Source organism: Nitrospirillum guanabarense (assembly GCF_034653355.1).
Taxonomy (GTDB): domain Bacteria; phylum Pseudomonadota; class Alphaproteobacteria; order Azospirillales; family Azospirillaceae; genus Nitrospirillum.
This window is the reverse complement of record NZ_JAYEER010000003.1, coordinates 189,086-212,438: the sequence shown is the minus strand read 5'-3', so window position 1 is coordinate 212,438 and position 23,353 is coordinate 189,086. Positions and strand designations below refer to the sequence as shown.

Sequence of the window (23,353 nt, the reverse complement as noted above, 5' to 3'; positions counted from 1 at the left end):
AGTACCTTGGAATAAGCCGCGCCCTCTCGGCGCGGCCGGAATAAGTGGTGTCATGTCGGCTCGCGTCCTGGTCGTTGATGATGTCCTGCCCAACGTCAAGCTGCTTGCGGCGAAGCTGACGCGCGAGTACTTCGACGTCATCACCGCCAGCAGCGGGCCCGAGGCGCTGGAGAAGATCAAGGCGCAGGCGCCCGATATCGTCCTGCTGGACGTCATGATGCCCGGCATGGATGGCTTCGAGGTGTGCGAGCGCATCCGCAGCGATCCCGCCATCATGCACATCCCCGTCGTCATGGTGACGGCCCTGTCCGACATCGCCGACCGCGTGCGGGGGCTGGAGGCCGGTGCCGACGACTTCCTGACCAAGCCGGTGAACGACGTGGCGCTGTTCGCCCGCGTGCGCTCCCTCGTCCGTCTCAAGATGATGATGGACGAATGGCGCCTGCGCGAGAGCACGTCCGGCCAGCTGGGCATGCTGGTCTCCACCGACAGCATGCACAACCAGTCGGCGGAGGGCGCCAACGTCCTGGTGGTGGAGGACAGCTCCATCGACCTGGACAAGATCACCGAGACGCTGGGCCGCGACCGGGGCCGCGTGGTGGCTGCCGACACTTGCGCTACCGGGCTGGAGCAGGCGCTGGCCGGCGACTTCGACTTCATCGTCATCAGCCTGACGCTGATGCGCGAGGATGGCCTGCGCCTCTGCTCGCAGTTGCGCTCGCAGGAGAAGACGCGCCAGGTGCCCGTTCTGCTGGTGGCGGACGAGACCGACATCGACCGCGTGGCCAAGGGCCTGGAACTGGGCGCCAACGACTACCTGATCAAGCCCATCGACCGGAATGAGCTGATGGCCCGCGCCCGGACCCAGATCCGGCGCAAACGCTACCAGGATCGGCTGCGCGCGAATTATGAGCAGAGCCTGTCCTTGGCCCTGACCGACAGCCTGACCGGTCTGTTCAACCGCCGCTACCTCAGCGCGCACCTGCCGCGCCTGCTGGACCGGGGCGGGGACAACCACAAGCCGGTGGCGGCCCTGCTGTTCGACATCGACCACTTCAAGGTGGTGAACGACACCTACGGCCACGGCGTGGGTGACGAAGTGCTGAAGGAGGTGGCGCTGCGCGCCAGCCGCAACCTGCGCAACTTCGACCTCGTGGCCCGGCTGGGCGGCGAGGAATTCGTCGTCGTCATGCCGGACACCGACTTGGCCGCCGGCGTGCTGGTGGCGGAGCGTCTGCGCCGCCGCATCGGCGAGACGCCGTTCCACGTCACCACCGATGGTGGGGAGATCACGGTCACCATCTCCGTCGGCGTGGCCGTGGCCGCCGGCGCCCAGGGGCCGGATGGCCGCATGGAGACGGGCGACAGCCTGCTGCGCCGGGCCGACATGGCGCTTTATGAGGCCAAGCGGGCGGGCCGCAACCGCGTGGTGACGGACAGCAGCCTGGACGCGGCGCCGCTGAGCCACGCCGACGCGCCGGACCTCAGCCTGCCGAGGTAGTTTTCGCTGTTCCTCAGTCGCCGGGCGCCGCCATCCAGCGGCCTTGATCGCTTCGGGTTATGGGGGAGGTTCAGCCCCGGTACAGGCGCTTGCGAACGCTGTCCGACAGGCGCTGCCAGCGGCGGGTCAGCCGGATGGCCAGGGGCTGGCCCTCATGCCGGCCGGCGGGCCGGGCGCCGATGCGCGAGTCCATGTCGGTACGCTGGCGCACAGGGATGGGGCGGACCAGGTAGGGGGCGATGCCGTTGTCCCAATAGCGGTCCATGGTCTGGTCCACCGGCATGAAGATGCGCCGGCCGTAGTCCAGCATGCGCCGCGCCCCGTCCAGGCGGATGAGATAGGCGCCGAAGCCCAGGACGTGGGTGCCCAGGCGCACCAGCTCGCCATCACGCAGGGCCTTGACCGTGCGGCCCCTGAACTTGGGCGTCTGGGGCTCCCGCACACGGGGGCGCAGGGATTCCAGCCGCACCACCTGCCATTCCGGCGCCGGGTCGGCCAGCAGGTCCTCCACGATGCGGGGCAGGGCCGGGCTCAGCTCCACGTCGTCCTCCATGATCAGGGCGGCGGGGATGTTCTCCCGCGCCATGCGCTCATAGAGGCGGTAGTGGCTGAGGTAACAGCCAATCTCCGTGTCCAGCATCTCCACGCCATAGACGCGCAGCGCCCGGGTGCGGTCATAGACGGCACGGTCGGCCTCGCCGAGGGCCCGGCCGTTCACCGCCGGCACGAACTCCGCCGTGATGCCCAGGCGCGCGCATTGTTCGGTCATATGCGCGCGTCGCGCCCCGTCATGCTCAAGATTGATGACGAAGACGGGGCACGGAAGGGGTGGGCTGGAAGGCACGGAAGTGGTGTTCCCAAGGTTCCGGGGCGCCGGGGAGAATACCCCAGCCACCGGACATGCCAATAGGAAAGGGCCGCTCCAGGAGCGGCCCTTCGCCTGACCAGGGTCCGTTCGGTTCCGGTTGTCCGCCGCCGGCCAAGGGGCGGGGCGTCGCTCCGGAACGGCGCGCCCGATACGGGCGCGCGGGACTTACTTGATCTTGGCTTCCTTGAACAGCACGTGCTTGCGGGCGACCGGATCGTACTTCCGGAACTCCAGCTTCTCGGTCGTCTTGCGCGGGTTCTTCTTCTTCACATAGAAGAAGCCGGTTTCAGCGGAGCTGATCAGACGGATCAGCACGGTATTCTGCTTGGCCATGACCTTCAATCCCACCTACGACAACCCCGTTCGGTCGCCAGCTCGGCGGGTCGGGGGCGGTCAAAAACAATTCCGTACCGTGTCCCTCGGGGGCACGGCGTCGCGGCACTTTAGTCAGCGGGCCCTGAGAGTCAAGGCCAAAGAGCCATACACCCGGGGAACCGGCGCTGGGGCAGGGGATGCGCGCCGCGCATGAGGCCGCGCCACCCTGGGTGGTCGCCGATTCCCCGTCCCCGGAAGCCCACGGCCGCTACCTTGATGCGCCCCCACGCGCTATCCTGCGCGCGTATTCCGTGCGGCCGACGCACTTCCCAGGCAGGAGAACCCCCATGGCCTTTCCCACCGCCGTGAACAGCCAGATCACCAATTCGGTCACGCAGGTGAACACCAAAGTGGTCGGCGAGGCGCCCGCCACGGCCATAGGCACGGCCGAGCGGACCCTGGCCCATTCCGTGGCGATCCTTGCGGAGAACACCGCCGAGGCGTCGCAGGGGGCCGCCGACGGCAACGCCGCGAAGGAATAAGGCTCAGGGACTGGAGCTGGCCGCCACCGGCTGGTCGGCCAGCAGGGTCTGGCCCGCCAGCCGGGCGCGGCGCAGCAGGGATGGGTTGGACAGCAGATCCTCGGCCACCGTCAGATCCACCGGCGCCGGCCGGTTGCGCTCAGCCGGGCAGGTGGCGGTCACGCTGCCGACGACAGGGCGGGCTTGCGCGCGCAGGGGGGCCAGGATGGCGGCGGCGTCGGTCAGGCCGGCGGTGCACAGGGCGGGCGCCAGGCCGTGATGGTCGAACATGCGGCCGGCCGGCGTCAGGATGCGCGACCAGGTGATGAACAGTTCCCCCCGTTGGGCAGGGGGGCCACGGTCTGCACCACGCCCTTGCCGAAACTGGTGGTGCCCACGTCCAGGGCCCGGCCGCTGTCGACCAGGGCGCCCAGCACGATCTCGGCGGAGGAGGCGGTCTGCCCGTCGGCCAGCACCACCAGGGGGGCGCCGTCCAGGATGTCGTCCGGCGTGGCGTCATAGTGCTGCACGCTGTCCGGATGGCGGCCCACGGTGTTCAGGATGGGGCCGCTGGTGATGAACAGGTCGGCCACGGCCACCGCCTGGTCCAGCAGGCCGCCGGTGTTGCCGCGCAGGTCCAGCACCCAGCCGGTGGGCCGGCCCAGGCCATCGGCGTCGCGCAGATGGCGGATGGCGGCGGCCAGGGCGTCGGCGGTGCCGGCGTTGAAGCGGCTGACGTGCAGCACGCCCACGGCGCCCGCCCGCTCCGCCGTCACGGTGGGCAGGATGATGCGCTGACGGCTGATCAGCACCGTCACCATGCCGCCGGCCCGGGACACGCGCACCGGCACGCCGGTTCCCTCCGGCCCGCTCAGGCGGGTCATGACCGCCTCCACCGTCATGGCGGGGCCGCCCCCGCCGTGGGCGTCCACGGGCACGCCGCCCACGGCGGTGATGATGTCGCCCACCAACAGGCCGGCGGCGGAGGCCGGGCTGCCCGGGGCCACGGCGATGATGCGGAAGCCGCGCGGCGTTTCCTCCAGCGTCACGCCGATGCCGACATAACCTTCGCGGCGCGACCGCTCCGTCCGCGCCGCCGCCGGCACGGAATAGCGGCTATAAGGGTCGAGGTCGGCCGTGCCGCCCTCCAGCATGGCGCGGAACAGGGTTTCCCGCGTCTGGTCGCCGGGGCCGGCATCGGCGCTTTGCGCCACCGTCCAGTCGGTGGTGAGGGCGGCCAGATGGGCCCATGATGCCGCGTCGTGGCCGGTGGGAAGGGCGAAGGTGCGTGGCGCCCGCCGGCCAACCACCAGGGTCACGGCACCGCCCCCCGGCGGCATCGTCACCGTCAAGTCGGGCACGACCACGCCGGCATGGACCAGGCCGTCCACGACCAGGCGGCGCATGTCCACCGGTTCCAGGTACAGCTCGTCGATCTTGCCATAGGCGCTCTGGTAGAATTGCTCGGCGGTGACGCTGCCGCGATTCCCGGGACCGCCGGCACAGGCGGCCAGGGCCAAAACACCGGCCAAAGCCGTCACCGTCCGGGCCAGGGCGGCGCCCCGGCGGATGCGGTCAGGCCTGACATGGGCGGGCCGGGCGCGGTGTGCCCGGCATGTGGCCTGGGCCACGGCGCCTCCCGGTTTGTTGTTCCCCTAGCCGCGGATGCCCATGGCCCACTGCACGCCGATCACGGCCCCCTTGAACAGGGGCAGCAGGGCCAGCGACAGGCCTATGGTCAACGGACCCCACAGGGCCGCGTGGACCCATAGGTCGGGGTGGAAATTCTGTTCGACCGCCAAGGCGGCGCCGACCACGATATGGCCGACGACGAAGATGGTAAAGTAGGGCGGCGCGTCGTCGGCGCGGAATTTACCCAATTCCAGGCCGCAGTTGGTGCAGACCGGCGCCACCTTGGTATATCCCGCGAACAGGGTGTGGGCGCCGCAGTTGGGGCAGCAGCGGCGGATGCCGCGCATCATGGCCGTGCCGGCCATGCCCTTGGGCGGTGCGATGATTTCCTCGTGCGTGTCCGTCATGGTGTCCTCCATCTCGGCGACGCTGGCCTCGCGGACTGCCCTCGGATGCGGGTCAACAGGGGGGACGGGGTCGGTCGTCATGGCCTAGATGATGGGTATGGCCCGAGCCATGGTCCAGACGCGTTTCACAGGGTACAGCCCTGCTATCTACACTTGTTGTGATTTGCGCGAATTGTGCGCTGGGGAACTGGTTGAGGCGCCGCCACGCGGCTTATCCGTTGAGCTGCAACAGATCCCAGCGGGTGCCGTAGAGGTCCTGGAACACCACCACGGTGCCATAGGCCTCAACCCGGGGTTCCTCGCAAAAGGTGACGCCGGCCGCCTTCATGCGGGCGTGGTCGCGCCAGAAGTCGTCGGTGCGCAGGAACAGGAAGACGCGGCCGCCGGCCTGATTGCCGATGGCGGCCTCCTGCTCCGGCCCCGCCGCCTTGGCCAGCAACAGGCGCGTTTCATGAGATCCCGGCGGGGCCATGACCACCCAGCGCTTACCCCCGCCCAGATCCGTGTCCTCCACGGCGTCGAAGCCCAGCACGTCGCGATACCAGGTCTTGGCCTCGTCATAGTCGCGCACGACCAGGGCGACGCCGCCGATGAATTGAGGCATTCACTTATCCTTTCAGCGGCGCCCGCTTGACGCGGGCCTTGGTGGCGGTCTTTCTGATCAGGCGGGCGCGGCCACCCTTGCCATCAGATTTGCCACCCGCCAGCCAGGGGGCGTCGTCGGTATCCTCACCCAGCAGGGCGAACACCATGCTGCCGGAGATGCGGTCGGCCTCCACCAGGCGGACCTTGACGACCGTGCCCAGGCGGTAGGTGCGGCCCCAGCGGCGGCCCACCAGCTGGTGGTTGGCCTCGTCGTGGTCGTAGAAGTCGTCCGGCAGGGTGGAGATGGGCACCAGTCCATCGGCGCCCGTCTCGTCCAGGGTGACGAACAGGCCGAAGCGGGTGACGCCGCCGATGCGGCCGGTGAAGGTGCCGCCCACCCTGTCCGACAGGTAGGCCGCGACATAGCGGTCCAGGGCGTCGCGCTCGGCTGTGGCGGCGCGGCGTTCGGTGACGGAGATATGCTCCCCCACCTGCACCAGGCGGCCCGCTTCCTCCTCATCCAGCCCGCCCGGCCCCAGGCCGTAGGCCTTCACCAGGGCGCGGTGCACCACCAGGTCGGCATAGCGGCGGATGGGAGAGGTGAAGTGGGCGTAGCGCGGCAGGGCCAGGCCGAAATGGCCGATGTTCTCCGGCTGGTACAGCGCCTGGGATTGGCTGCGCAGGATGACGGTGTTCACCAGGTCCGCCTCCGGCGTCTCCGCCGCCGTGTTCAGGATGCGGGTGAACAGGATGGGCTTCATCACCTGGCCCTTGGCCAGGGTGTAGCCCAGGGAGCCCAGGAACTGGCGCAGGGCCTCCAGCTTGTCGCGCGCGGGTTCGGCGTGCACGCGGTACATGCAGGGGCTGTGCTTGGCTTCCAGGGCCTCCGCTGCCGCCACGTTGGCGGCGATCATGAACTCCTCCACCAGGCGGTGGCTGTCCAGGCGGGGGCGCACGCCGATGCTCTGGATGGTCCCGGCCTCGTCCAGCTTCACCAGCCGTTCCGGCAGGTCCAGTTCCAGCGTGCCGCGCGCGTCGCGGGCCTTCTGCAGCACGGCGAAGGCGCCGTACAGCGGGGTGATTACCCGCTCCATCAGCGGGCCGGTCAGGTCATCCGGTTCGCCGTCGCGGGCCTTCTGCACCTGGGTGTAGGTCAGGCGCGCGACGGAGCGCATGAGGCCGCGCACGAAGCGGTGGCGCTTCAGGCGCCCTTGCGCATCGATCCACATGTGGACCGCCAGGCAGGCGCGGTTGACCTCGGGCTTCAGAGAGCAAAGCTCATTCGACAGCGCCTCGGGCAGCATGGGCACGACGCGGTCGGGGAAATAGACGCTGTTGCCCCGGTCGAAGGCGTTGCGGTCCAGCGCCATGCCGGGCCGGACGTAGAAGCTGACGTCGGCGATGGCCACCAGCAGGTGCCAGCCACCGGGATTGTTGGGGTCGGCGTCGGGTTCCGCGAACACTGCGTCGTCGAAGTCGCGCGCGTCTTCGCCATCGATGGTCACCAGGGGGAAATCGCGCAGGTCGGTGCGCCCCTCCACCGTCGGTTCGGGCGCGGCCTCCGCCTCCTCGATCGCCGCCTTGGCGAACTGGGTGGGGATGGCGTGCTGGGCGATGGCGATCAGGCTGACGGCACGCGGCTCCTCGATGCTGCCCAGCCGCTCCACCACCCGCACCTGCTTTAGGCCCAGGCGGGACGCGGGCAGCAGTTCGGCCACCACCAGCTCGCCCGGCTGCGCCCCTTCCGCGTTGGCGTCGGCCACGGCGAATTCCGCCTTGGCGCGGCGGTCCACCGGTTTCAGCCGGCCGCCGTCGCGGGCGCGCTCATAGATGCCGACGATGCGGGTGGCCGTGCCGCCGTCCAGCTTGCGCATGGTGCGGCCTTCATAGACGTCTTCCCCGCCAGGCTGGGGTTGCCGCGACAGGCGGGCCAGAACGCGGTCGCCCACCGCCAGTGCTGGATGGCCGCGCTTCTCGGCGGCCATGTAGATGCGCGGTGGTGGCGCCTCATGCGCCCAGCTGGTGGGCCGGGCCAGCACCTCGCCATCCGGCGTCACTTCGCTGACGATCAGCACGGCGACCTCGGGCAGGGCCGCCGGCACGGCCACGCGCCGGCCTTCGCCCTTCTCGATGCTGCCCTCGCCCTCCAGCTCCTTCAGCAGCTCCTTCAGGACGATGCGGCCGTCGCCGGTGATGTTGAAGGCGCGCGCGATCTCCCGCTTGCCCACGGGCACGGGGCTGGACTGGATGTAGTCCATGATCTCTTCCCGGGTGGGGAAGGGGGCGTCGGCCGCACGGCGGGCCGGCACCGGCCTGGGCAAAGCCCGCCGGGGGCCCTCCGGACGCTTCGGCATGGGAACTTCCTTAAGTTGGGCCGGCGGGCTCAGTCGCCCGCCGCCGCCTTCTTCACCGCCGGCTTCTTGGCGGCCGTGGTGGTCTTCTTCGGGGCGGCCGCCTTGCTGGCCGCCGTTTTCGCCGGCGCCTTCTTGGCCGGCGCCTTCTTCGGCTTTTCCTCGCCGTCCGTCGCCGCCGCCGCCGGCTTCTTGCCGCTGTCCTTGGCCGCTTTGGCCGCCAGCAGCTCCACCGCCTGCTCCAGGGTGATGGTGTCGGCGTTGATGGCCTTGGGGATGCTGGCGAACAGCTTCAGGTGCTTGACGTAGGGGCCGAAGCGGCCGCTGCCCAGGGTGATGGGCTTGCCGTCTTTGGGATGGTTGCCCAGCTCACGGCCCGCCACCGTCTTGCGCGCGGCCACGCCGGCCAGCAGCACCACGGCCCGGTTCAGGCCGATGGTCAGCACGTCGTCGTCCGGCGTCAGGTTCTTGTACGCGTCGCCATGCTTCAGATAGGGGCCGAAACGGCCGATGCCGGCCGTGATCTCCTGCCCCGTCTCGGGATGCGGGCCCAGGCTGCGCGGCAGGGCCAGCAGGCGCAGGGCGATATCCAGGTCCACGTCCTGCGGGTTCATGGCGCGTGGCAGCGACACGCGCTTGGGCTTGGGCTCATCCGGCGCGCCCGTCTGGACGTAGACGCCGTAAGGGCCCCGCTTCATGGACACGGGGTAGCCCGTCTCCGGATCGTTGCCCAGCTCGCGGTCGGCGTTGCCCTCCTCGCCACCCTCGACGCTCAGGGGGCGGGTGTACTTGCAGCCCGGGTAGTTGGAACAGCCGATGAAGGCGCCGTTCTTGCCCAGCTTCAGCGACAGCCGGCCCTCGCCGCAGACGGGGCAGACGCGCGGGTCTCGCCCGCCCTCGGCCGGCGTCGGGAAGAAGTGCGGGCCCAGCGCCTCGTCCAGGGCGTCCAGCACCTGGGTGATGGTCAGGTCCTTGGTTCCCTCCACCGCGGCGGAGAAGGCCTGCCAGAACTCGCGCAGCACCGTCTTCCAGTCGATGCGACCGCCGGAGATGTCGTCCAGCTTGGTTTCCAGGTCGGCGGTGAAGCCGTACTCGACATACCGGTTGAAGAAGTTCTCCAGGAAGGTCGTGACCAGGCGGCCGCGATCCTCCGGCTCGAACCGGCGCTTTTCCAGGCGGACGTAGTTCCGGTCCTGCAGCACCTGCAGGATGCTGGCGTAGGTGGACGGCCGGCCGATGCCCAGCTCCTCCATCTTCTTCACCAGGCTGGCCTCGGTATAGCGCGGCGGGGGCTGGGTGAAATGCTGGTCGGACTTGACCTCGCCCTTGGCCAGGTCGTCGCCGTCCTTCATGGCCGGCAGGCGGGTGTCCTTGTCCTCCTCGTCGCCCGCGTCGTCGCGGTCCTCCTGGTAGACCTTCAGGAAACCGTCGAAGGTGACGATGGAGCCGGTGGCGCGGAACTGCGCCTCGGCCTTGGGCGAGGCGATGTCGACCGAGACCTGGTCCAGCTCGGCGCTGGCCATCTGGCAGGCGATGGTGCGCTTCCACACCAGCTCGTACAGGCGCTGCTCATCCTTGTCCAGGAAGCGGCCCATCTGGTCCGGCCGGCGGAACATGTCGGTGGGGCGGATGGCCTCGTGCGCTTCCTGCGCGTTCTTGGCGCTGGACTTGTACACGCGCGGGGCGTTGGGCACATACTCGTTGCCGAAGGCGGAGGAGATCAGGCGGCGGGCGCCGTCGATGGCCTCGTTCGACAGCTGTACGCCGTCGGTACGCATATAGGTGATCAGACCCACCGTCTCGCCGCCGATGTCCACGCCCTCGTACAGCTTCTGGGCGATGCGCATGGTCTTGGTGGCGCCGAAGCCCAGCTTGCGGCTGGCCTCCTGCTGCAGGGTGGAGGTGGTGAAGGGCGGGAAGGGGTTGCGGCGCACCTGGCGCCGTTCCACCGACCGCACCATGAAGGACAGCGGGCGGATGGTGGCCAGCGCCGCGTCGGCGTCGCCCTTGTTGCCCAGGGTGAACTTGTCCAGCTTCTTGCCATTCAGGCCCACCAGGCGGGCGGTGAAGGGCGCGCCGGCCGGCGTGCGGAACTCCGCCTCGATGGTCCAGTATTCCTGCGGGCGGAAGGCCTCGATCTCCGACTCACGCTCGCAGATCAGGCGCAGGGCCACGGACTGCACACGGCCGGCGGAGCGCGAGCCCGGCAGCTTGCGCCACAGCACCGGCGACAGGGTGAAACCCACCAGGTAGTCCAGGGCGCGGCGGGCCAGGTAGGCGTCGACCAGTTCCTGGTGCACGTCGCGCGGATGGGCGATGGCGTCCAGCACGGCGCTCTTGGTGATCTCGTTGAAGGTGACGCGCTTGATGTCCACCTTGCCGGAGATGCGCTTTTCATCCAGCAGCTGCTTGACGTGCCAGGCGATGGCCTCCCCCTCGCGATCCGGGTCGGTGGCGAGGTAGACGCGGGTGGCGCCGCGGGCGGCCTTGGTGATGTCGTCGATATGGCGTTTGGAGCGGTCGCCCAGCTCCCACTCCATCGAGAAGTCCTCTTCCGGCTTCACCGAACCGTCGCGGGCCGGCAGGTCGCGCACATGGCCGTAGCTGGCGAGAACGGTGAAATCATCGCCCAGGTACTTGTTGATGGTCTTCGCCTTGGCCGGCAATTCGACGATGAGGACGTTGCTGCCCGACAAGGGGACCCCGCACTGCAATAGGTGGCGATGTTTTCCGAAAACCTTGATCCCGGGACGGCGCCGTCCAGCATCACGCCAGGCTCACGCGGCCCCCGGGGTGGCGATGCAGACGGCCCGCCAGCTCCAGTTCCAGCAGGATGGTCAACACCACCGCCGCAGACAATTGGCAGTCCCGGACAATTTCGTCAATGTGTACCGGGGTCGGGCTTAAGCACAGGGTGACCCGGGGACGGGCCGCCTCCACCTCCTTTTCCCCGGGATCGGCGGGGGGCGGGACGGGTCCGCCGCCCGTAGGCGGGGCATTGAACGTGGCCAAACCCTGGGGCCCCAGATAGGCCAGGATGTCGTCCGCCGTCTCCACCAAGACCGCGCCGTCCTTCAGCAGGCGGTTGCAGCCCTGGGCGCGCGGGTCCAGCGGCGACCCCGGCACGGCGAACAGATCGCGGCCCTGTTCCAGCGCCAGCCGGGCGGTGATCAGGGATCCGGACTTCAGCGCCGCCTCCACCACCAGCACGCCGCGCGACAGGCCGGAGATCAGGCGGTTGCGCCGGGGAAAGTGGCGGGCCTGCGGCTCCGTCCCCGGCGGCGATTCGGCCACCAGGGCGCCCTGGTCGGCAATGCGCCGGTGCAGCTCCGCGTTCTCCGGCGGGTAGATGACGTCCACGCCGCCGGCCAGCGCCGCGATGGTGCAGCGGTGCAGCGCCGCCTCGTGCGCCGCCGTGTCGATGCCCCGCGCCAGGCCGGAAACGACGGTGATGCCGGCCTCCGCCAGGTCGCGAGCGATCATGGCCGCCAGCTTGCGCCCGGTGAGGGAGGCGTTGCGGGCGCCGACGATGGCGACGGACGGGCGGCTGAGGCGGGCGGGGTCGCCCAGCACGGTGAGGACGGGCGGCGCGTCCTCGATGGCGGCCAGCTGGGCGGGATAGTCGGGCTCACACCAGCACAGCAGGCGGGCGCCCATGCGGTCCAGCACCACCAGCTCCCGTTCGGCGGCGGCGCGCGGTGCGATGCTCAGGGGACGGTCGCGCCCGCCGCGCCGGGCCAGGTCGGGCAGGGCCTCCAGGGCCGCCGCCGGGGTGCCGAAGCGCTCCATCAGGCGATGAAAGGTGACAGGCCCCACCGACTCCGTGCGCGTCAGGCGCAGCCAGTCCAGGCGCTCGACAGGGGAAAGGGCGCGCGTGCCCCTCAATTGGGCTGTTCCGGAATCTTGAAGCCCAGATAGGTGCCGGCGCTGATGCCCAATACGCCCAGGCTATAGGGGTCGAGGTCCGGCATCTTGCGGTGGACCACCGTCTCGATCAGGAACAGCACGCCGATGACCACCGTCCACACCGCCGTCTGGAACCGGTGCAGGCTGATGCCGTTGGCGTCGGTCAGGATGTCATGGACGAAATCCCGCGACGCCAGCTGGCGGGCCAGCGTGTCGCGGGTGGCGGTCAGGGTGGGCAGGTCGGCCGGCGCCGTGGCCGGGTCGGCGATCTGGGTCAGCACGGCCTGGTAGGCGGCCAGGATGGGGTTGGTCTTGTTCTGCTCCACCATCGCCGCCCCCATGGCGGTGCCGGTGCCCAGGCCCATCAGGCACAGCGCCTGGCCGGTCAGGGTGTCCAGCTCCCCCGTCACCAGGAACAGGTAAAGGTAGGCCGCCAGCACGATGACGAACCACCAGGCCATCTGGCTTTGCGCCAGGCTGAAGGCGCGGCGCAGCGGCTTGCCCGTAGCGCTGGTGACGCCGGCGAAGGTGGACGGCGTGTTGTCGCGCAGCATGTCGGTGGACATGGCGAGGTACAGCAGGGCGGCGGTGACCGCCACCAGCACCAGCACGCTGCCCACCGCCAGGGTCTTCTGGTTTTCCGGCAGCGCCCGCCAGGTGGCGGACAGGCTGGGCTGGGGCGCGGCGGCGCCTGGGTCGACCAGGATGGTTGTGCGCGGCGCCGGGGCGGACGGACCGGGGGCCGTCCCGGGCGCCGGCGCGGTGGCGGCAGGGGGGGCCGTAGTCACGACCGGCGGCGCGGTCTGCGCCTGCGCGTCGGCCGTCGTCGTCGCCATATGGAATCCGGCGCCCAGCAGCGCCAGCAACGCCGTCACCAGAAACATCCTGCGCACCATGCCCCTCCCCAACCGCAAGGCCCCGCCTGAGAGCGGTAAATCTATCGCGACACACCTATTGAGGGAACGACCAAACAGCGCGGCGCAGTAAAGTGGTGGCGGGTATAGGCCCCAGGGCAACCGTCGCCGCCGTGGCGCTGATATATGAAGGAAGGCTTTGTAGCTTACCTTCGCATCTGCTAGATCCAGGGCATGAACGATCCCCTGAACATGCCCGGCACGGGCGATCCCGATGCTCCGGCCGTCATGGCGACGGCGGTGGAGCTGCGCGTGGTCATGGGCCAGCTGCGGCGCAAGTTGCGTGAGCAGGCCAACGTCGGCGACCTGACGCCCTCGCAAATCGCCGTGCTGCGCCGGCTGGACGGCGGGCCGGCCACGGTGACGGCCCTGGCCAAGGCGGAGGGCGTGCGGCCCCAGTCCATGGGCGCCACCGTCGCGGCGCTGGAGGCGGCGGGCCTGGTGATGGGCAGCCCCGATCCCGCCGATGGCCGCCAGACCTTGTGGGACCTGACCCCGGCCTGCCGCGAGCGGGTGCGGGTAGGCCGCGCCCTGCATGAGGACTGGCTGTTCCGCGCCATGCGCGCCCGCCTGACGGCGACGGAGCGGGCGGAACTGGGCCGCGCGGTCGACCTTTTGAAGCGTCTGGTCACCGACTGATATTCCCAAATTTAAGGAGACCGGCCATGGCCGTCACCACCCTGGATGCCCGCACCGCCCTGATCGTCATCGACCTGCAGAAAGGCCTGCTGGCCATGCCCGGCCTGCCGCCCCTGGACGGGATTCTGCAGAACGCCGCCGATCTGGCCGCCGCCTTTCGCCGCAAGGGCCTGCCGGTGGTGCTGGTTACCGTGACCGGCGGCCCCCCGGGCCGGACGGAGCAGGGGCGCGTTCCTCGCGACCTGCCAGTGGACTGGACCGAGCTGGTCCCTGAACTGGATGCCCAGCCGGGCGACCATCGTGTGGTGAAGCGCACCTGGGGCGCCTTTCCCCATACCGATCTGGACGCTTACCTCAAAGGTCGGGACGTGACCCAGGTGGTGTTGGCCGGCGTCGCCACCAGCATCGGGGTGGAATCCACGGCGCGCGAGGCGCATGCGCTGGGCTACAACGTCACGCTGGCGGTCGACGCCATGGCCGATCGCGATGCCGAGGCCCATGACCATAGCGTCACGCGCATCTTTCCCCGCCTGGGTGAAATCGGCACCACGGCCGGGATCCTGGCCCTGCTGGACGGCACCTCATGACGGTGCCCGCCACCCCGGCCTCGACCGGCACTTTCCGTGCCCTGGCCAACCGCAATTTCCGTCTATGGTCCGCCGGCGGTATCGTGTCCAACGTGGGCACCTGGATGCAGCGCACGGCGCAGGACTGGCTGGTGCTGACGGAACTGGCGCACGTCAACGGCGCCTCCGCCGTCGGCGTTGTCATGGCCCTACAGTTCGGCCCCCTGGCCCTGCTGCTGCCCTTCAGCGGTTTCGCCGCCGACTATTTCGACCGGCGGCGCCTGCTGTTCTGCACCCAGGCCGCCTCCGCCCTGCTGGCGCTGGGCCTGGGCCTGCTGACCGTGCTGGGCCTGGTGCAGCTGTGGCACGTCTACATCTTCGCCTTCCTGCTGGGCTGTGTCGCCGCCTTCGACGCGCCCGCGCGCCAGACCTTCATCGGTGAACTGGTGGGCGAGGCGGACCTGGCCAACGCGGTGGCGCTCAACTCCACCTCCTTCAACGCGGCGCGCATGATCGGGCCGGCGGTGGCGGGCGTGCTGATCGCGGCGGTGGGCACCGGCTGGGTGTTCCTGATCAACGCCGCCTCCTTCGTCGCCGTCATCGGGTCCCTTTGCCTACTGCGGGCGGCGGACATCCATCCCCGCACGCGGGCGGTGCGCAGCCGGGGCAGTTTCGTCGGCGGCTTCCGCTATGTCTGGGGCCGGCCGGACCTGCGGGCCTTGCTGCTGATGCTGTTCCTCATCGGCACTTTCGGCCTGAACTTCCCCATCTTCATTTCCACCATGTCGGTGCACGTCTTCCGGGCCGGGGCGGACGAGTACGGCGTGCTCAGCTCCACCATGGCCATCGGCTCCGTCGCCGGCGCGCTGCTGGCGGCCAGACGCGCCACGCCCACCGTGTCCTTGCTGACGGGCGCCGCCCTGCTGTTCGGCGCGGGATGTGCCCTGGCGGCGGTCATGCCCACCACGTGGGCGTTCGGCATCCTGCTGGTGGTCGTCGGCGTGGCGGCGCAGACCTTCACCACCTCCACCAACAGCTTGGTGCAATTATCGACTGACAGCGCCATGCGCGGCCGGGTGGTGGCCCTGCTGCTGGCCATCGCGGTCGGGGGCACGCCGTTGGGCGCCCCCGTCGTCGGCTGGGTGGCGGACGTGGCCGGCCCGCGCTGGTCCCTGGGGGTGGGCGCCGCCTCCGGCTTGATGGCGGCGCTGGTGGGCTTGCGCCACCTGGTCAGGCACGCCGGCTGGCGGCCTTGGGGCGGGGTTAAAACCGCAGAGTAAACACCGTGCCGCCACCTTCCACCGGTGACGCGGCGATGGTGCCGCCGTGGGCCAGCATGATCTGGCGGGCGAGCGGCAGGCCGATGCCGCTGCCCTCGCGCTTGGTGGTGTAGAAGGGCACGAAGATCTTGTCGGCGACGTCGGGCGGGATGCCGGGGCCGTTGTCGCGCACCAGCAGATTCAGGTGCCCGGTCACGTCCAGGTGCCCCGCCAGGATGATGGCCGGGGCGCGGGTCGCCATGCCGCCGGCCTTCCACTCGTCAAGCGCCTCCACCGCGTTCTTCACCAGGTTGATCAGCACCTGGTCGATCAGGTCGGGGTCGGCGCTGATCTCCAGCGAGGGTGGCAGCACCACCACCTCCAGCGCCACGCCGTGCTCCGCCATCGCCGGGCCCATCAGCCGTTCCACCCGGCCGAACAGCTCGCGCACCTTCAGCCGCTCCACCTTCGGCCGCGGCATCTGGGTGAAGCGGCGGTAGCGCTCGACGAAGCGCAGCAGGCCGCCGGCGCGCCGGGTGACCGTGTCCATGGCCTCCCCCGCGTCGGCCGCGTCCAGCAGCACGGCGGGGGGCAGGCCGGGGATGGTCTCCAGCTGGGTGCGCAGATCGGCCAGCAGCGACTGCGCCGTGCCCGCCAGGGAGGAGACGGGCGTCAGTGAATTCATCATCTCATGCGTCAGCACCCGCACCAGATCCGACCAGGCCTTGACCTCCGTCGCCTCCAGCTCCCCGCCGATGTTCTGCAGGCTGATCAGCAGGCGCGGCCCCTCGGCCAGGGTCAGCTGGGTGGCGCGCACCGTCAGGTGCAGGGGCGTGATGCCGCCCGCCACCTTCAGCAGGGCGCTTTTCCCCGGTTCCAGCACGCGCAGGGCGCTGTCCAGCGTGCCGCCGTCCACGAGGCGGCGGTTCAGGTCGTCGTGGCCGATCAGGCGCCGGGCCACGTTGTTCAGCAGGTTGACGCGGCCGTCGGGATGCACCTCCGCCAGGGCCACGGGCACATGCTCCACCAGCACGTTCAGGTAGTCGGCCTTGCGCTCGGCGTCGGCGCGGGCGTCGCGGAACTTGTCGAACACCCCGGCGAAGGCGCGGCCCAGTTCCTGGAAGCTGGGGCCCATGGCGCGGTAGCTGAAGCTCTGGGTGAAGTCGGAATGGCTGAGCGCGTTCAGGAAGCGGGCCAGCTCGCGGTTGGTGGTGTTCACCACCCGCACCACGCCGCCGATCTGCAGCACGATCAGCACGCCCACCAGCAGTTCGGTCGCGTGGTAGTCCGTCGCCTGCAGCAGCAGGCCCAGGGCCACGCAGCTGAGACACAGCAGGGCCACCCGCAGGGTCAGCGCCGTGCTGAACGACGACTTAAAGACCATGCTTCTCCATCCGGCGGTAGAGGGAGGTGCGGGTGATGCCCAGCTCTGTCGCGGCGTGGCTGATGTTGCCCTGGTGCTTGTCCAGCGCCCGGCGGATCACCTGGGCTTCCACGGTCTCCAGGTCCAGCGTGCCCAGGGTGAAGCCGTCATCGTCCACCGCCGCCAGGGCCGTGGGTGGCGGTGCCGCCGGCCGGGGCGCCCCGCCGGGGGCGGAGGGCAGGGAGAAATCCTCCGCCTCCAGCACGTCGCCGGCGCCCAGGATCATCGCGCGCTCCACCGCGTGGCGCAGGGCGCGGACATTGCCCGGCCAGTGATAGGCCTTCAGCCGCGCCAGCGCGTCGTTGGACAGGCGGCGCGGCGGGATGGCGTATTTCCGGGCGTACAGTCCCATGAAATGGCTGACCAGGGCCGGGATGTCGTCCGAGCGGTCGCGCAAGGGGGGTAGGCGCAGCTCCACCGTGTTGATGCGGTACAGCAGGTCCTGGCGGAAGGTGTCCGGGCTTTCCAGCTGTTCCACCGGCATGTTGGTGGCGGAGATCAGGCGCACGTCGATGGGGATGGGCCGGTTGCCACCCACGGGGATGACCACGCGCTGCTCCAGCACCGACAGCAGCTTGCTCTGCTGGTACAGGGGCAGGTTGCCGATCTCATCCAGGAACAGGGTGCCGCCGTTGGCCGCCACCAGCCGGCCCACGCGGTCCTCCTTGGCGTCGGTGAAGGCGCCCTTCTTGTGGCCGAACAGCTCGCTCTCGAACAGGTTCTCGGCGATGGCGCCCAGGTCCACGGCCACGAACACCTGGTCGGCGCGGCGCGACCGGCGGTGGATCTCGCGGGCGATGACCTCCTTGCCGGTGCCGTTCTCGCCCAGGATCAGGACGTTGGCGTCGGTGGGCGCCGCGCGGTCCACCAGGGTCAGCACACGGGCCATGGCCGGGCTGCTGCCGATCAGGGTCTGTCCCGGTTGGTCCAGGGCCGCCGCCAGCTCCTTGTTGCGGGCGCCCAGTTGCGCCGCCTCGCGCCGGGAGGCGGTCAGGGTCATGGCGCTCATCAGGGTCGCCACCAGCCGCTCGTTGGACCAGGGCTTCAGCACGAAGTCGCAGGCGCCCTGCTTCATCGCCTCCACCGCCGTGCCCACGTCGCCGTACGCGGTCATCAGGATGACGGACAGGGTGGGGTCGATCTCCAGCACCCGCTTCAGCCACTGGAAGCCCTCGCGCCCGGTGTTGGCGCCGATGGCGAAGTTCATGTCCAGCAGGACGGCGTCGAACGCCTCGTCCTTCAGCAGCAGGGGGATGCGGTCCGGCTGGCTCTCGGTATGGACCAGGATGCCTTCCCGCTTCAGCAACAGGCGGGCGGCCACCAGGATGTCCTGGTCATCGTCCACCATCAGGATGCGGCCGCTTTTCTGTGTCATCGGTGCGAAGTCCCCCACAATACTGTCCGAAATCGTACACCGCCCAGGGGCGGAGCGCATGTCCGTTCTGCGGTGGTTCCCCCTGGCGCACCTGGAATGGCTCCCCTCCAATGTCGGCAACAACCATCAGCCAAAGGGAGCGACATCATGGCCGGCAAGCAGCACACCTATCGTGTCACCGCCACCTGGACCGGGAACAAGGGGCGGGGCACAGCCAGCTATCGCGCCTACACCCGCGACCATGAAATCCAGGCGGCGGGCAAGCCGGTCATCCCCGGCTCCTCCGATCCCGCCTTCCTGGGCGACGCCACCCGCTACAATCCGGAGGAGATGCTGGTCGCCTCCCTCTCCACCTGCCACAAGCTGTGGTATTTGCACCTGGCGGCCGAGGCCGGGCTGGTCGTCACCGCCTACCAGGACCAGGCGGAGGGCACGATGGTGGAGACGGCGGACGGCAATGGCCGCTTCACCCAGGTCACGCTACGGCCCACGGTGACGCTGGCGGCTGGCGGCGACGCGCAACTGGCCCAGGCGCTGCATGAAAAGGCGCACCATTTCTGCTTCATCGCCAACTCCGTCAACTTCCCGGTGGTGACCGAGGGAACGGTAGTGACGGAATAGAGGGCCTACACGGTAATGGTTCTGTAATCTGATCCTGTCACAACTTGTGACATGTGAATTGTGTACTATGGCGTGTATGTGACTTATCCTCCACGACCATGAGGGCGCTTCTCCGCAAAGAAGCGTCCTCACATGGATGAGGAGGCCGCGCGCCATGCGCCTAAAGGATGATGAGTGGACCATCGCCCATCTGCACCAGCATTTGCAGGCGGCGGTGGATTTGGAATTTTGGACCATCCCCTATTACATGTCGGCGCTGTATTCGGTCGTCGATCGGACGGCACAGGCCGTTCAACTGGTGCAAAGCGTGGTGAACCAGGAGATGTTGCACGTCCAGTTGGCGTGCAACATCGCTAATGCCTACGGCTTGTCGCCGCGCTTCGCCGCCCCCGTCTACCGGGGCCACGACATTCCCCACCTGGACTTCGCCCTGGACAAGCCCGATCCCCGGCCGGAGTTCGCGCCCTATAGCGCGGAGATCCGTCTGCTGGATATCCCGCGCATCAACGGCATGTGCCTGATCGAATATCCGGAGTGGGACACGGGCGGTAAAGCGATCCTGCGCGACACCATCACCGAATACGGCAGCATCGGCGAGTTCTACGACGCCTTGCAGTATGGGGCGGGCCTGCTGCGCCGTCACATCCAGGGCGGCGTGCGTCAGGTCGACCACTTCTCCGCCTTCTACAACAACATGCCGTCCCTGACCGTCACCGACAGCGATGGCGACGGCTACAACCAGGTGGTGCTGCTGATCAACACCATCCGGGAGCAGGGGGAGGGGGCGAGCGGCGCCAGCGCGGCGCTGCCGGCGGCCTATCAGAACACCGCCGACGACAGCGACCCCAGCTGGCCCCATTTCCAGAAGTTCCAGACCATTCGGCAGACGGTGGGAAAGCCGCTGACCTATCCGGTGACGCTGGCGGTGGATTACAGCGACCACCAGCGGGCCTTGGCCGCCACCCTGGCGGAGACGTTCGGCCGCTTCCGAACGGCGCTGGAGCAGTTGTTCGCCGGGGGTAATCCCGGCGGTTTTGTCCCGCTGATGATCTCGGTCGGCGCCGGCATCCAAAACTGCTGGAAGAACGGCGTCACGCCGCGCTTCGGCTGACGCCCACCGCCGCATCCCCGTCACTTCCGGACAATTGAGGTTGCGCCCCATGTCGACCCGGACCGTTTTCCGCGTTCACCCGACCATCAACTTCGCCCGCTTCGGCACCAGCCAGGATTTCTACTATTCGCCGGAGACCAGCGCCGGCCTGCCCCTGGACGGCACCGACACCACCGGCGGCTTGCCCTTGCAGGCGGCCGCGGACGGGACGGAGTCCTTCGTGCGCAGCGGCGATCTGCGCGACGCCGACGGCAACCTGAAGCGCCAGGCCGCGCGCTTCCGCCTCTACGCATACGATCTGGCGGGGCCGGACGCCTATCCCAACGGTGGCGGGGTGGAGATCCTGCCCGGCACCACGCTGGCTGATGGCCGCACCGTGGCGCAGGTAGTCTGGACCGTGCACTTGGCCAACAAGAAGGCCAACAACTATTGCGTTGTCAGCTCCGAAGGCTTGAACGCCTTCGCCGACGGCCAGGTGCCGCAGCTGCGCAATCCCCAGGTCTACGGCACGCCCGACAGCGAGACGCGGCTGAAGTCCCTGGTGATCGATCCCGGCCCCCGCGCCCTGGTGGCCGGTGGCACGCCCGGCGCGGTGGTGGATTTCGACGCCACCACCCCGGCCAGCTATTCCGACGGCAAGGGCGGCATCGCCGAGAACGCCGACTATCCCAAGAGCTTCCCGTCCGGCCTGCTGTATGAGCCCATGGGCGCCATCGACACCCTGGGCGAATTGCGCACCGACGCGCAGGGGCGCCTGCTGGTGCTGTCGGCCTTCGGCCGCACCGCTGGCAAGTATGACGAATACAGCCAAGTCGTCCAGATGACCGGCGACACCAACAACCCCAGCTGGTTCGACGATGCCGCCGACGGCCCGGTGTCGGCCACGCTGGTGTTCACCGACGGCACGGTGGCGGAGGCGTTCGGCGGCTGGGTCGTCTGCTGCGATCCGTCCTACGCCCCGCAGATCCGCAACGTCGTCTCCGTCTGGGATGACGTGTTCGACGCCTGGGTGCGCACCTTGGACCTGATGCCGTCGCTTTACGCCAACGGTGTCTACAACGGTGACTACGTGCCCAATTTCGAGACGGACATCCACCCGGTGTTCCGCGCCGCCGCTTTGCAGCGCTGGACCGTGAACCTGCCGCCTATCGCCCAGCGGGCGCACGCGGCGGTGGACGCCATCGCCGCCGCCGACGACCCCGACCAGACCATCATGGCGGGCCTGACCTTCATCCGTAACCCCAACTTGGCGGGGGAGACGTCGGTGGGCGTGCCGTTGATGCCCCTGTCGCTGGGCGATGCGGGCAAGGCCTTCCTGACGGTCACGCCCACCCAGTACTTCTTCCTGGAACAGTGGAGCAAGCATCGCTTCAACACCGCCGCAGCACCCGCCCTGGGCCCTGGCGAGCTGTTGGACCAGGCCTCGCTCAGCAACTGCCTGGGCGGGCGCTATGTACCGGGGATCGAGGTCAGCTACACCATCCGCCAGAAGGACATTTACCAGCAGGACTGGGCCAGCACCGGCGCCGGACCCTTCCGCATCAAGCATAAGCCGCTGGATTACAGCCGGGCCGTCGCGGCCAAGCCCTTCCTGAAGGGCGGGTGGATACCGCTGCGCCACCAGGATGATGGGTTGGAGCCGGGCGACCTTTGCAAGTTCATGGCCATCCCCTGGCAGACCGACTACAACTCCTGCTCCATCCACCAGACCAGCATCAACGGCACCAATACCGCCACCGGCAGCCCGACCACGCTCTACTGGTCGTGGCCAGCGCAGCGGCCGGACGCCGTCTATGTGGCGGACGAGGTGGTGGCCAAGGTGCTGCCGCCGCAGAAATGGTCCATCCGCGGCCAGGGTAGCTTCGCCCTCAATCCCCGGACGGCCAGCACCTTCCAGGACCCGTTGGAGGCTGTGCAGCAGTGGGACCAGATCGGCATCGTGCTGCAGGGCACGGTGATCGACGGCAACGATGTGTCGCCGGATCATTATCTGGAGGTCGCCAGCCAGTTGCAGGACGCTGGCGATCCGGATGAGCCGGTGCTGGCCTGGCCGTTCAACGCCAACCCGGCCAAGGCGGTGCTGGACGGTCCCCTGGGCGGGATTGCCGGTGGGGCCAGACGGGCGCCGGCCGGCCGGCGGCGGCGTGGCCGCTGACGGCAGGGTGCTGCCGGTGCGGACGCGGTACGACGCCGTCATCCTGGGGGGTGGGCCCGCTGGCCTGGCCACGGCCCTGTCCCTCAAGAACCACTGCCCGGACATCGCCGTTCTGGTCGCGGAGGCGGGCGTGGCGGGGCGGCGGCGCATCGGCGAAAGCGCGCCGCCCGACCTGTTGCTGCCCCTGGGGCAACTGGGGCTGACGGCGCGCTTCCGGGCCGATGGCCATGCGCCGTGTCCGGGCAGCGTGTCCCTGTGGGGTGGCGACCGGGTTGGCCATAACGATTTCCTCTACAACCCCATGGGGCCCGCGTGGCGGCTGGACCGCCGCCGGTTTGACGCCATGCTGGTGGCTGCGGCGGAAACCGCCGGCGTGACGGTGGTTTTCGACGCCGCGTTCCGGCGGGCGGAGGTCATGCCGGATTTGGGCCATCGGGTGATGCTGGACGTGGCGGGCACGGCCCGGGCCGTGGAAACCCGCCAGGTGGTGGACGCGACGGGGCCGGAGGCGCGCTTCGCCCGCGCGCTGGGTGTGGAACGCCGGGTGGACGACACCCTGTACGCCCTGGCCGCTTTTCTGCCCCTGCCCGGAATTCTGACTTGGCAAACCCTGCTGGAGGCGACGCCCGACGGCTGGTGGTACGCGGCCCGTCTGCCCGATGAGCGGGTGGTGGTCATGATGGTGACCGACCAGGCGGGTCTTCGCCGGTTGCGCGATGACGGGACACTGCCGTCCTGGCGGCGCGGATTGGCGGCCACGGCCCTGATCGGGCCGCGGCTGGCGGCGGCCGGGGTGGATCCGGATGCCGATGAAGCGGAACCGGCGCTGGTGCCCATCCAGTCCAGCCTTCTGGCGCGGGTGGATGGGCCAGGCTGGCTGGCCGTGGGGGACGCCGCCGCCAGCTATGACCCGGTGGCGGCGCAAGGGGTCTACAAGGCGCTGGTGGATGGCGTCGCCGCTGGCCGGGATGTTGCCCGGGGCTGGGGCGCCGCCCTGCCGCCGCCGTCCCGGCCCCGGGCGGCGCTGGTGGCGGAACGCTATGCCGACTATTGCTTGAACCGCGCCTACCTCTACGGCCTGGAAACCCGATGGCCCGACGCCTTGTTCTGGCGGGAGCGGCAGCGGCGCGCCGACCTGGCGCGGCCGGGCGCATCTTCGGATGGCGCACCAACCCGCGTCATGACCGATTGATGATAAGGAGAG

General features: G+C 69.4%; 21 protein-coding genes. 9 read left to right on the top strand and 12 right to left on the bottom strand.

Going from position 1 to position 23,353, the window contains the following annotated elements; all coding sequences use genetic code 11:
- Positions 1–52 precede the first annotated feature (52 nt).
- Positions 53–1,501 carry a PleD family two-component system response regulator gene (locus UAA55_RS10310; RefSeq protein ID WP_145608311.1) on the top strand — a complete coding sequence of 483 codons (1,449 nt, stop codon included), beginning with the start codon at positions 53–55 and terminating at the stop codon, positions 1,499–1,501.
- 70 nt (positions 1,502–1,571) lie between these two features.
- On the opposite strand, the gene UAA55_RS10305 is transcribed toward UAA55_RS10310, so the two are convergent.
- Together UAA55_RS10305 and rpmG are read right to left on the bottom strand one after the other, a co-directional pair.
- Complete coding sequence (locus UAA55_RS10305) at positions 1,572–2,345, bottom strand: glycosyltransferase family 25 protein (RefSeq protein ID WP_322952602.1); 774 nt, start codon at positions 2,343–2,345, stop codon at positions 1,572–1,574.
- Positions 2,346–2,534: 189 nt separating this feature from the next.
- Positions 2,535–2,702, bottom strand: coding sequence for a 50S ribosomal protein L33 (gene rpmG / locus UAA55_RS10300; RefSeq protein ID WP_040845325.1), 168 nt, complete (start codon positions 2,700–2,702; stop codon positions 2,535–2,537).
- A gap of 329 nt (positions 2,703–3,031) precedes the next feature.
- On the opposite strand from rpmG, the gene UAA55_RS10295 reads away from it, so the two are divergent.
- Positions 3,032–3,226, top strand: a complete 195-nt coding sequence (locus UAA55_RS10295) for a RebB family R body protein (protein ID WP_322952601.1) — start codon at positions 3,032–3,034, stop codon at positions 3,224–3,226.
- A gap of 3 nt (positions 3,227–3,229) precedes the next feature.
- On the opposite strand, the gene UAA55_RS10290 is transcribed toward UAA55_RS10295, so the two are convergent.
- From UAA55_RS10290 to UAA55_RS10255, 8 genes are all read right to left on the bottom strand, one after another.
- Positions 3,230–3,496 (bottom strand): hypothetical protein, encoded by a 267-nt coding sequence (locus UAA55_RS10290; RefSeq protein WP_322952600.1) that lies wholly within the window; start codon positions 3,494–3,496, stop codon positions 3,230–3,232.
- Positions 3,497–3,510: 14 nt separating this feature from the next.
- On the bottom strand, positions 3,511–4,836 hold the full coding sequence (locus UAA55_RS10285; RefSeq protein ID WP_322952598.1) for a S41 family peptidase: 1,326 nt from the start codon (positions 4,834–4,836) through the stop codon (positions 3,511–3,513).
- A gap of 24 nt (positions 4,837–4,860) precedes the next feature.
- Entirely contained in the window at positions 4,861–5,244 is a 384-nt protein-coding gene (locus tag UAA55_RS10280; protein WP_040843385.1) for a DUF983 domain-containing protein, read from the bottom strand.
- A gap of 211 nt (positions 5,245–5,455) precedes the next feature.
- The gene (locus UAA55_RS10275) at positions 5,456–5,848 is read right to left on the bottom strand and encodes a VOC family protein (protein ID WP_322952597.1); all 393 of its coding nucleotides are present in this window, start codon (positions 5,846–5,848) and stop codon (positions 5,456–5,458) included.
- Between the two features lie 4 nt (positions 5,849–5,852).
- Entirely contained in the window at positions 5,853–8,183 is a 2,331-nt protein-coding gene (gene rnr, locus UAA55_RS10270; protein ID WP_322952596.1) for a ribonuclease R, read from the bottom strand.
- A gap of 29 nt (positions 8,184–8,212) precedes the next feature.
- Positions 8,213–10,876, bottom strand: coding sequence for a type I DNA topoisomerase (gene topA, locus UAA55_RS10265; RefSeq protein ID WP_322952595.1), 2,664 nt, complete (start codon positions 10,874–10,876; stop codon positions 8,213–8,215).
- Positions 10,877–10,946: 70 nt separating this feature from the next.
- Positions 10,947–12,065, bottom strand: a complete 1,119-nt coding sequence (gene dprA, locus UAA55_RS10260; RefSeq protein WP_322952594.1) for a DNA-processing protein DprA — start codon at positions 12,063–12,065, stop codon at positions 10,947–10,949.
- On the bottom strand, positions 12,062–12,982 hold the full coding sequence (locus UAA55_RS10255; RefSeq protein WP_322952593.1) for a hypothetical protein: 921 nt from the start codon (positions 12,980–12,982) through the stop codon (positions 12,062–12,064). Before UAA55_RS10255 ends, dprA begins: the two co-directional genes overlap by 4 nt.
- A 192-nt stretch (positions 12,983–13,174) precedes the next feature.
- Between UAA55_RS10255 and UAA55_RS10250 the strand changes: the two genes are divergently transcribed.
- From UAA55_RS10250 to UAA55_RS10240, 3 genes are read left to right on the top strand one after another with little or no spacing between them, the layout of a single operon-like run.
- A complete protein-coding gene (locus tag UAA55_RS10250; RefSeq protein ID WP_322952592.1) occupies positions 13,175–13,639 on the top strand; it encodes a MarR family winged helix-turn-helix transcriptional regulator in 465 nt (154 codons plus the stop codon).
- Between the two features lie 26 nt (positions 13,640–13,665).
- Positions 13,666–14,226, top strand: a complete 561-nt coding sequence (locus tag UAA55_RS10245) for a cysteine hydrolase family protein (RefSeq protein WP_322952590.1) — start codon at positions 13,666–13,668, stop codon at positions 14,224–14,226.
- A complete protein-coding gene (locus UAA55_RS10240) occupies positions 14,223–15,485 on the top strand; it encodes an MFS transporter (RefSeq protein ID WP_322952589.1) in 1,263 nt (420 codons plus the stop codon). The genes UAA55_RS10245 and UAA55_RS10240 overlap by 4 nt, the downstream gene beginning before the upstream one ends.
- Here UAA55_RS10240 and UAA55_RS10235 read toward each other — a convergent pair.
- Entirely contained in the window at positions 15,469–16,848 is a 1,380-nt protein-coding gene (locus UAA55_RS10235; protein ID WP_322952588.1) for a sensor histidine kinase, read from the bottom strand. The genes UAA55_RS10240 and UAA55_RS10235 overlap by 17 nt on opposite strands.
- Complete coding sequence (locus tag UAA55_RS10230) at positions 16,838–18,262, bottom strand: sigma-54-dependent transcriptional regulator (RefSeq protein WP_322952587.1); 1,425 nt, start codon at positions 18,260–18,262, stop codon at positions 16,838–16,840. The genes UAA55_RS10235 and UAA55_RS10230 overlap by 11 nt, the downstream gene beginning before the upstream one ends.
- Positions 18,263–18,409: 147 nt before the next feature.
- Here UAA55_RS10230 and UAA55_RS10225 point away from each other — a divergent pair, with 147 nt between their 5' ends.
- The 4 genes from UAA55_RS10225 (at position 18,410) to UAA55_RS10210 (ending at position 23,341) form a co-directional block, all read left to right on the top strand.
- The gene (locus UAA55_RS10225; RefSeq protein WP_322952586.1) at positions 18,410–18,883 is read left to right on the top strand and encodes an OsmC family protein; all 474 of its coding nucleotides are present in this window, start codon (positions 18,410–18,412) and stop codon (positions 18,881–18,883) included.
- A gap of 154 nt (positions 18,884–19,037) precedes the next feature.
- On the top strand, positions 19,038–19,994 hold the full coding sequence (locus tag UAA55_RS10220; RefSeq protein ID WP_322952585.1) for a ferritin-like domain-containing protein: 957 nt from the start codon (positions 19,038–19,040) through the stop codon (positions 19,992–19,994).
- A 49-nt stretch (positions 19,995–20,043) separates the two neighbouring features.
- On the top strand, positions 20,044–22,149 hold the full coding sequence (locus UAA55_RS10215; RefSeq protein ID WP_322952584.1) for a LodA/GoxA family CTQ-dependent oxidase: 2,106 nt from the start codon (positions 20,044–20,046) through the stop codon (positions 22,147–22,149).
- The gene (locus UAA55_RS10210; protein WP_322952583.1) at positions 22,139–23,341 is read left to right on the top strand and encodes an FAD-dependent monooxygenase; all 1,203 of its coding nucleotides are present in this window, start codon (positions 22,139–22,141) and stop codon (positions 23,339–23,341) included. The genes UAA55_RS10215 and UAA55_RS10210 overlap by 11 nt, the downstream gene beginning before the upstream one ends.
- The last annotated feature ends 12 nt before the right edge of the window (positions 23,342–23,353 follow it).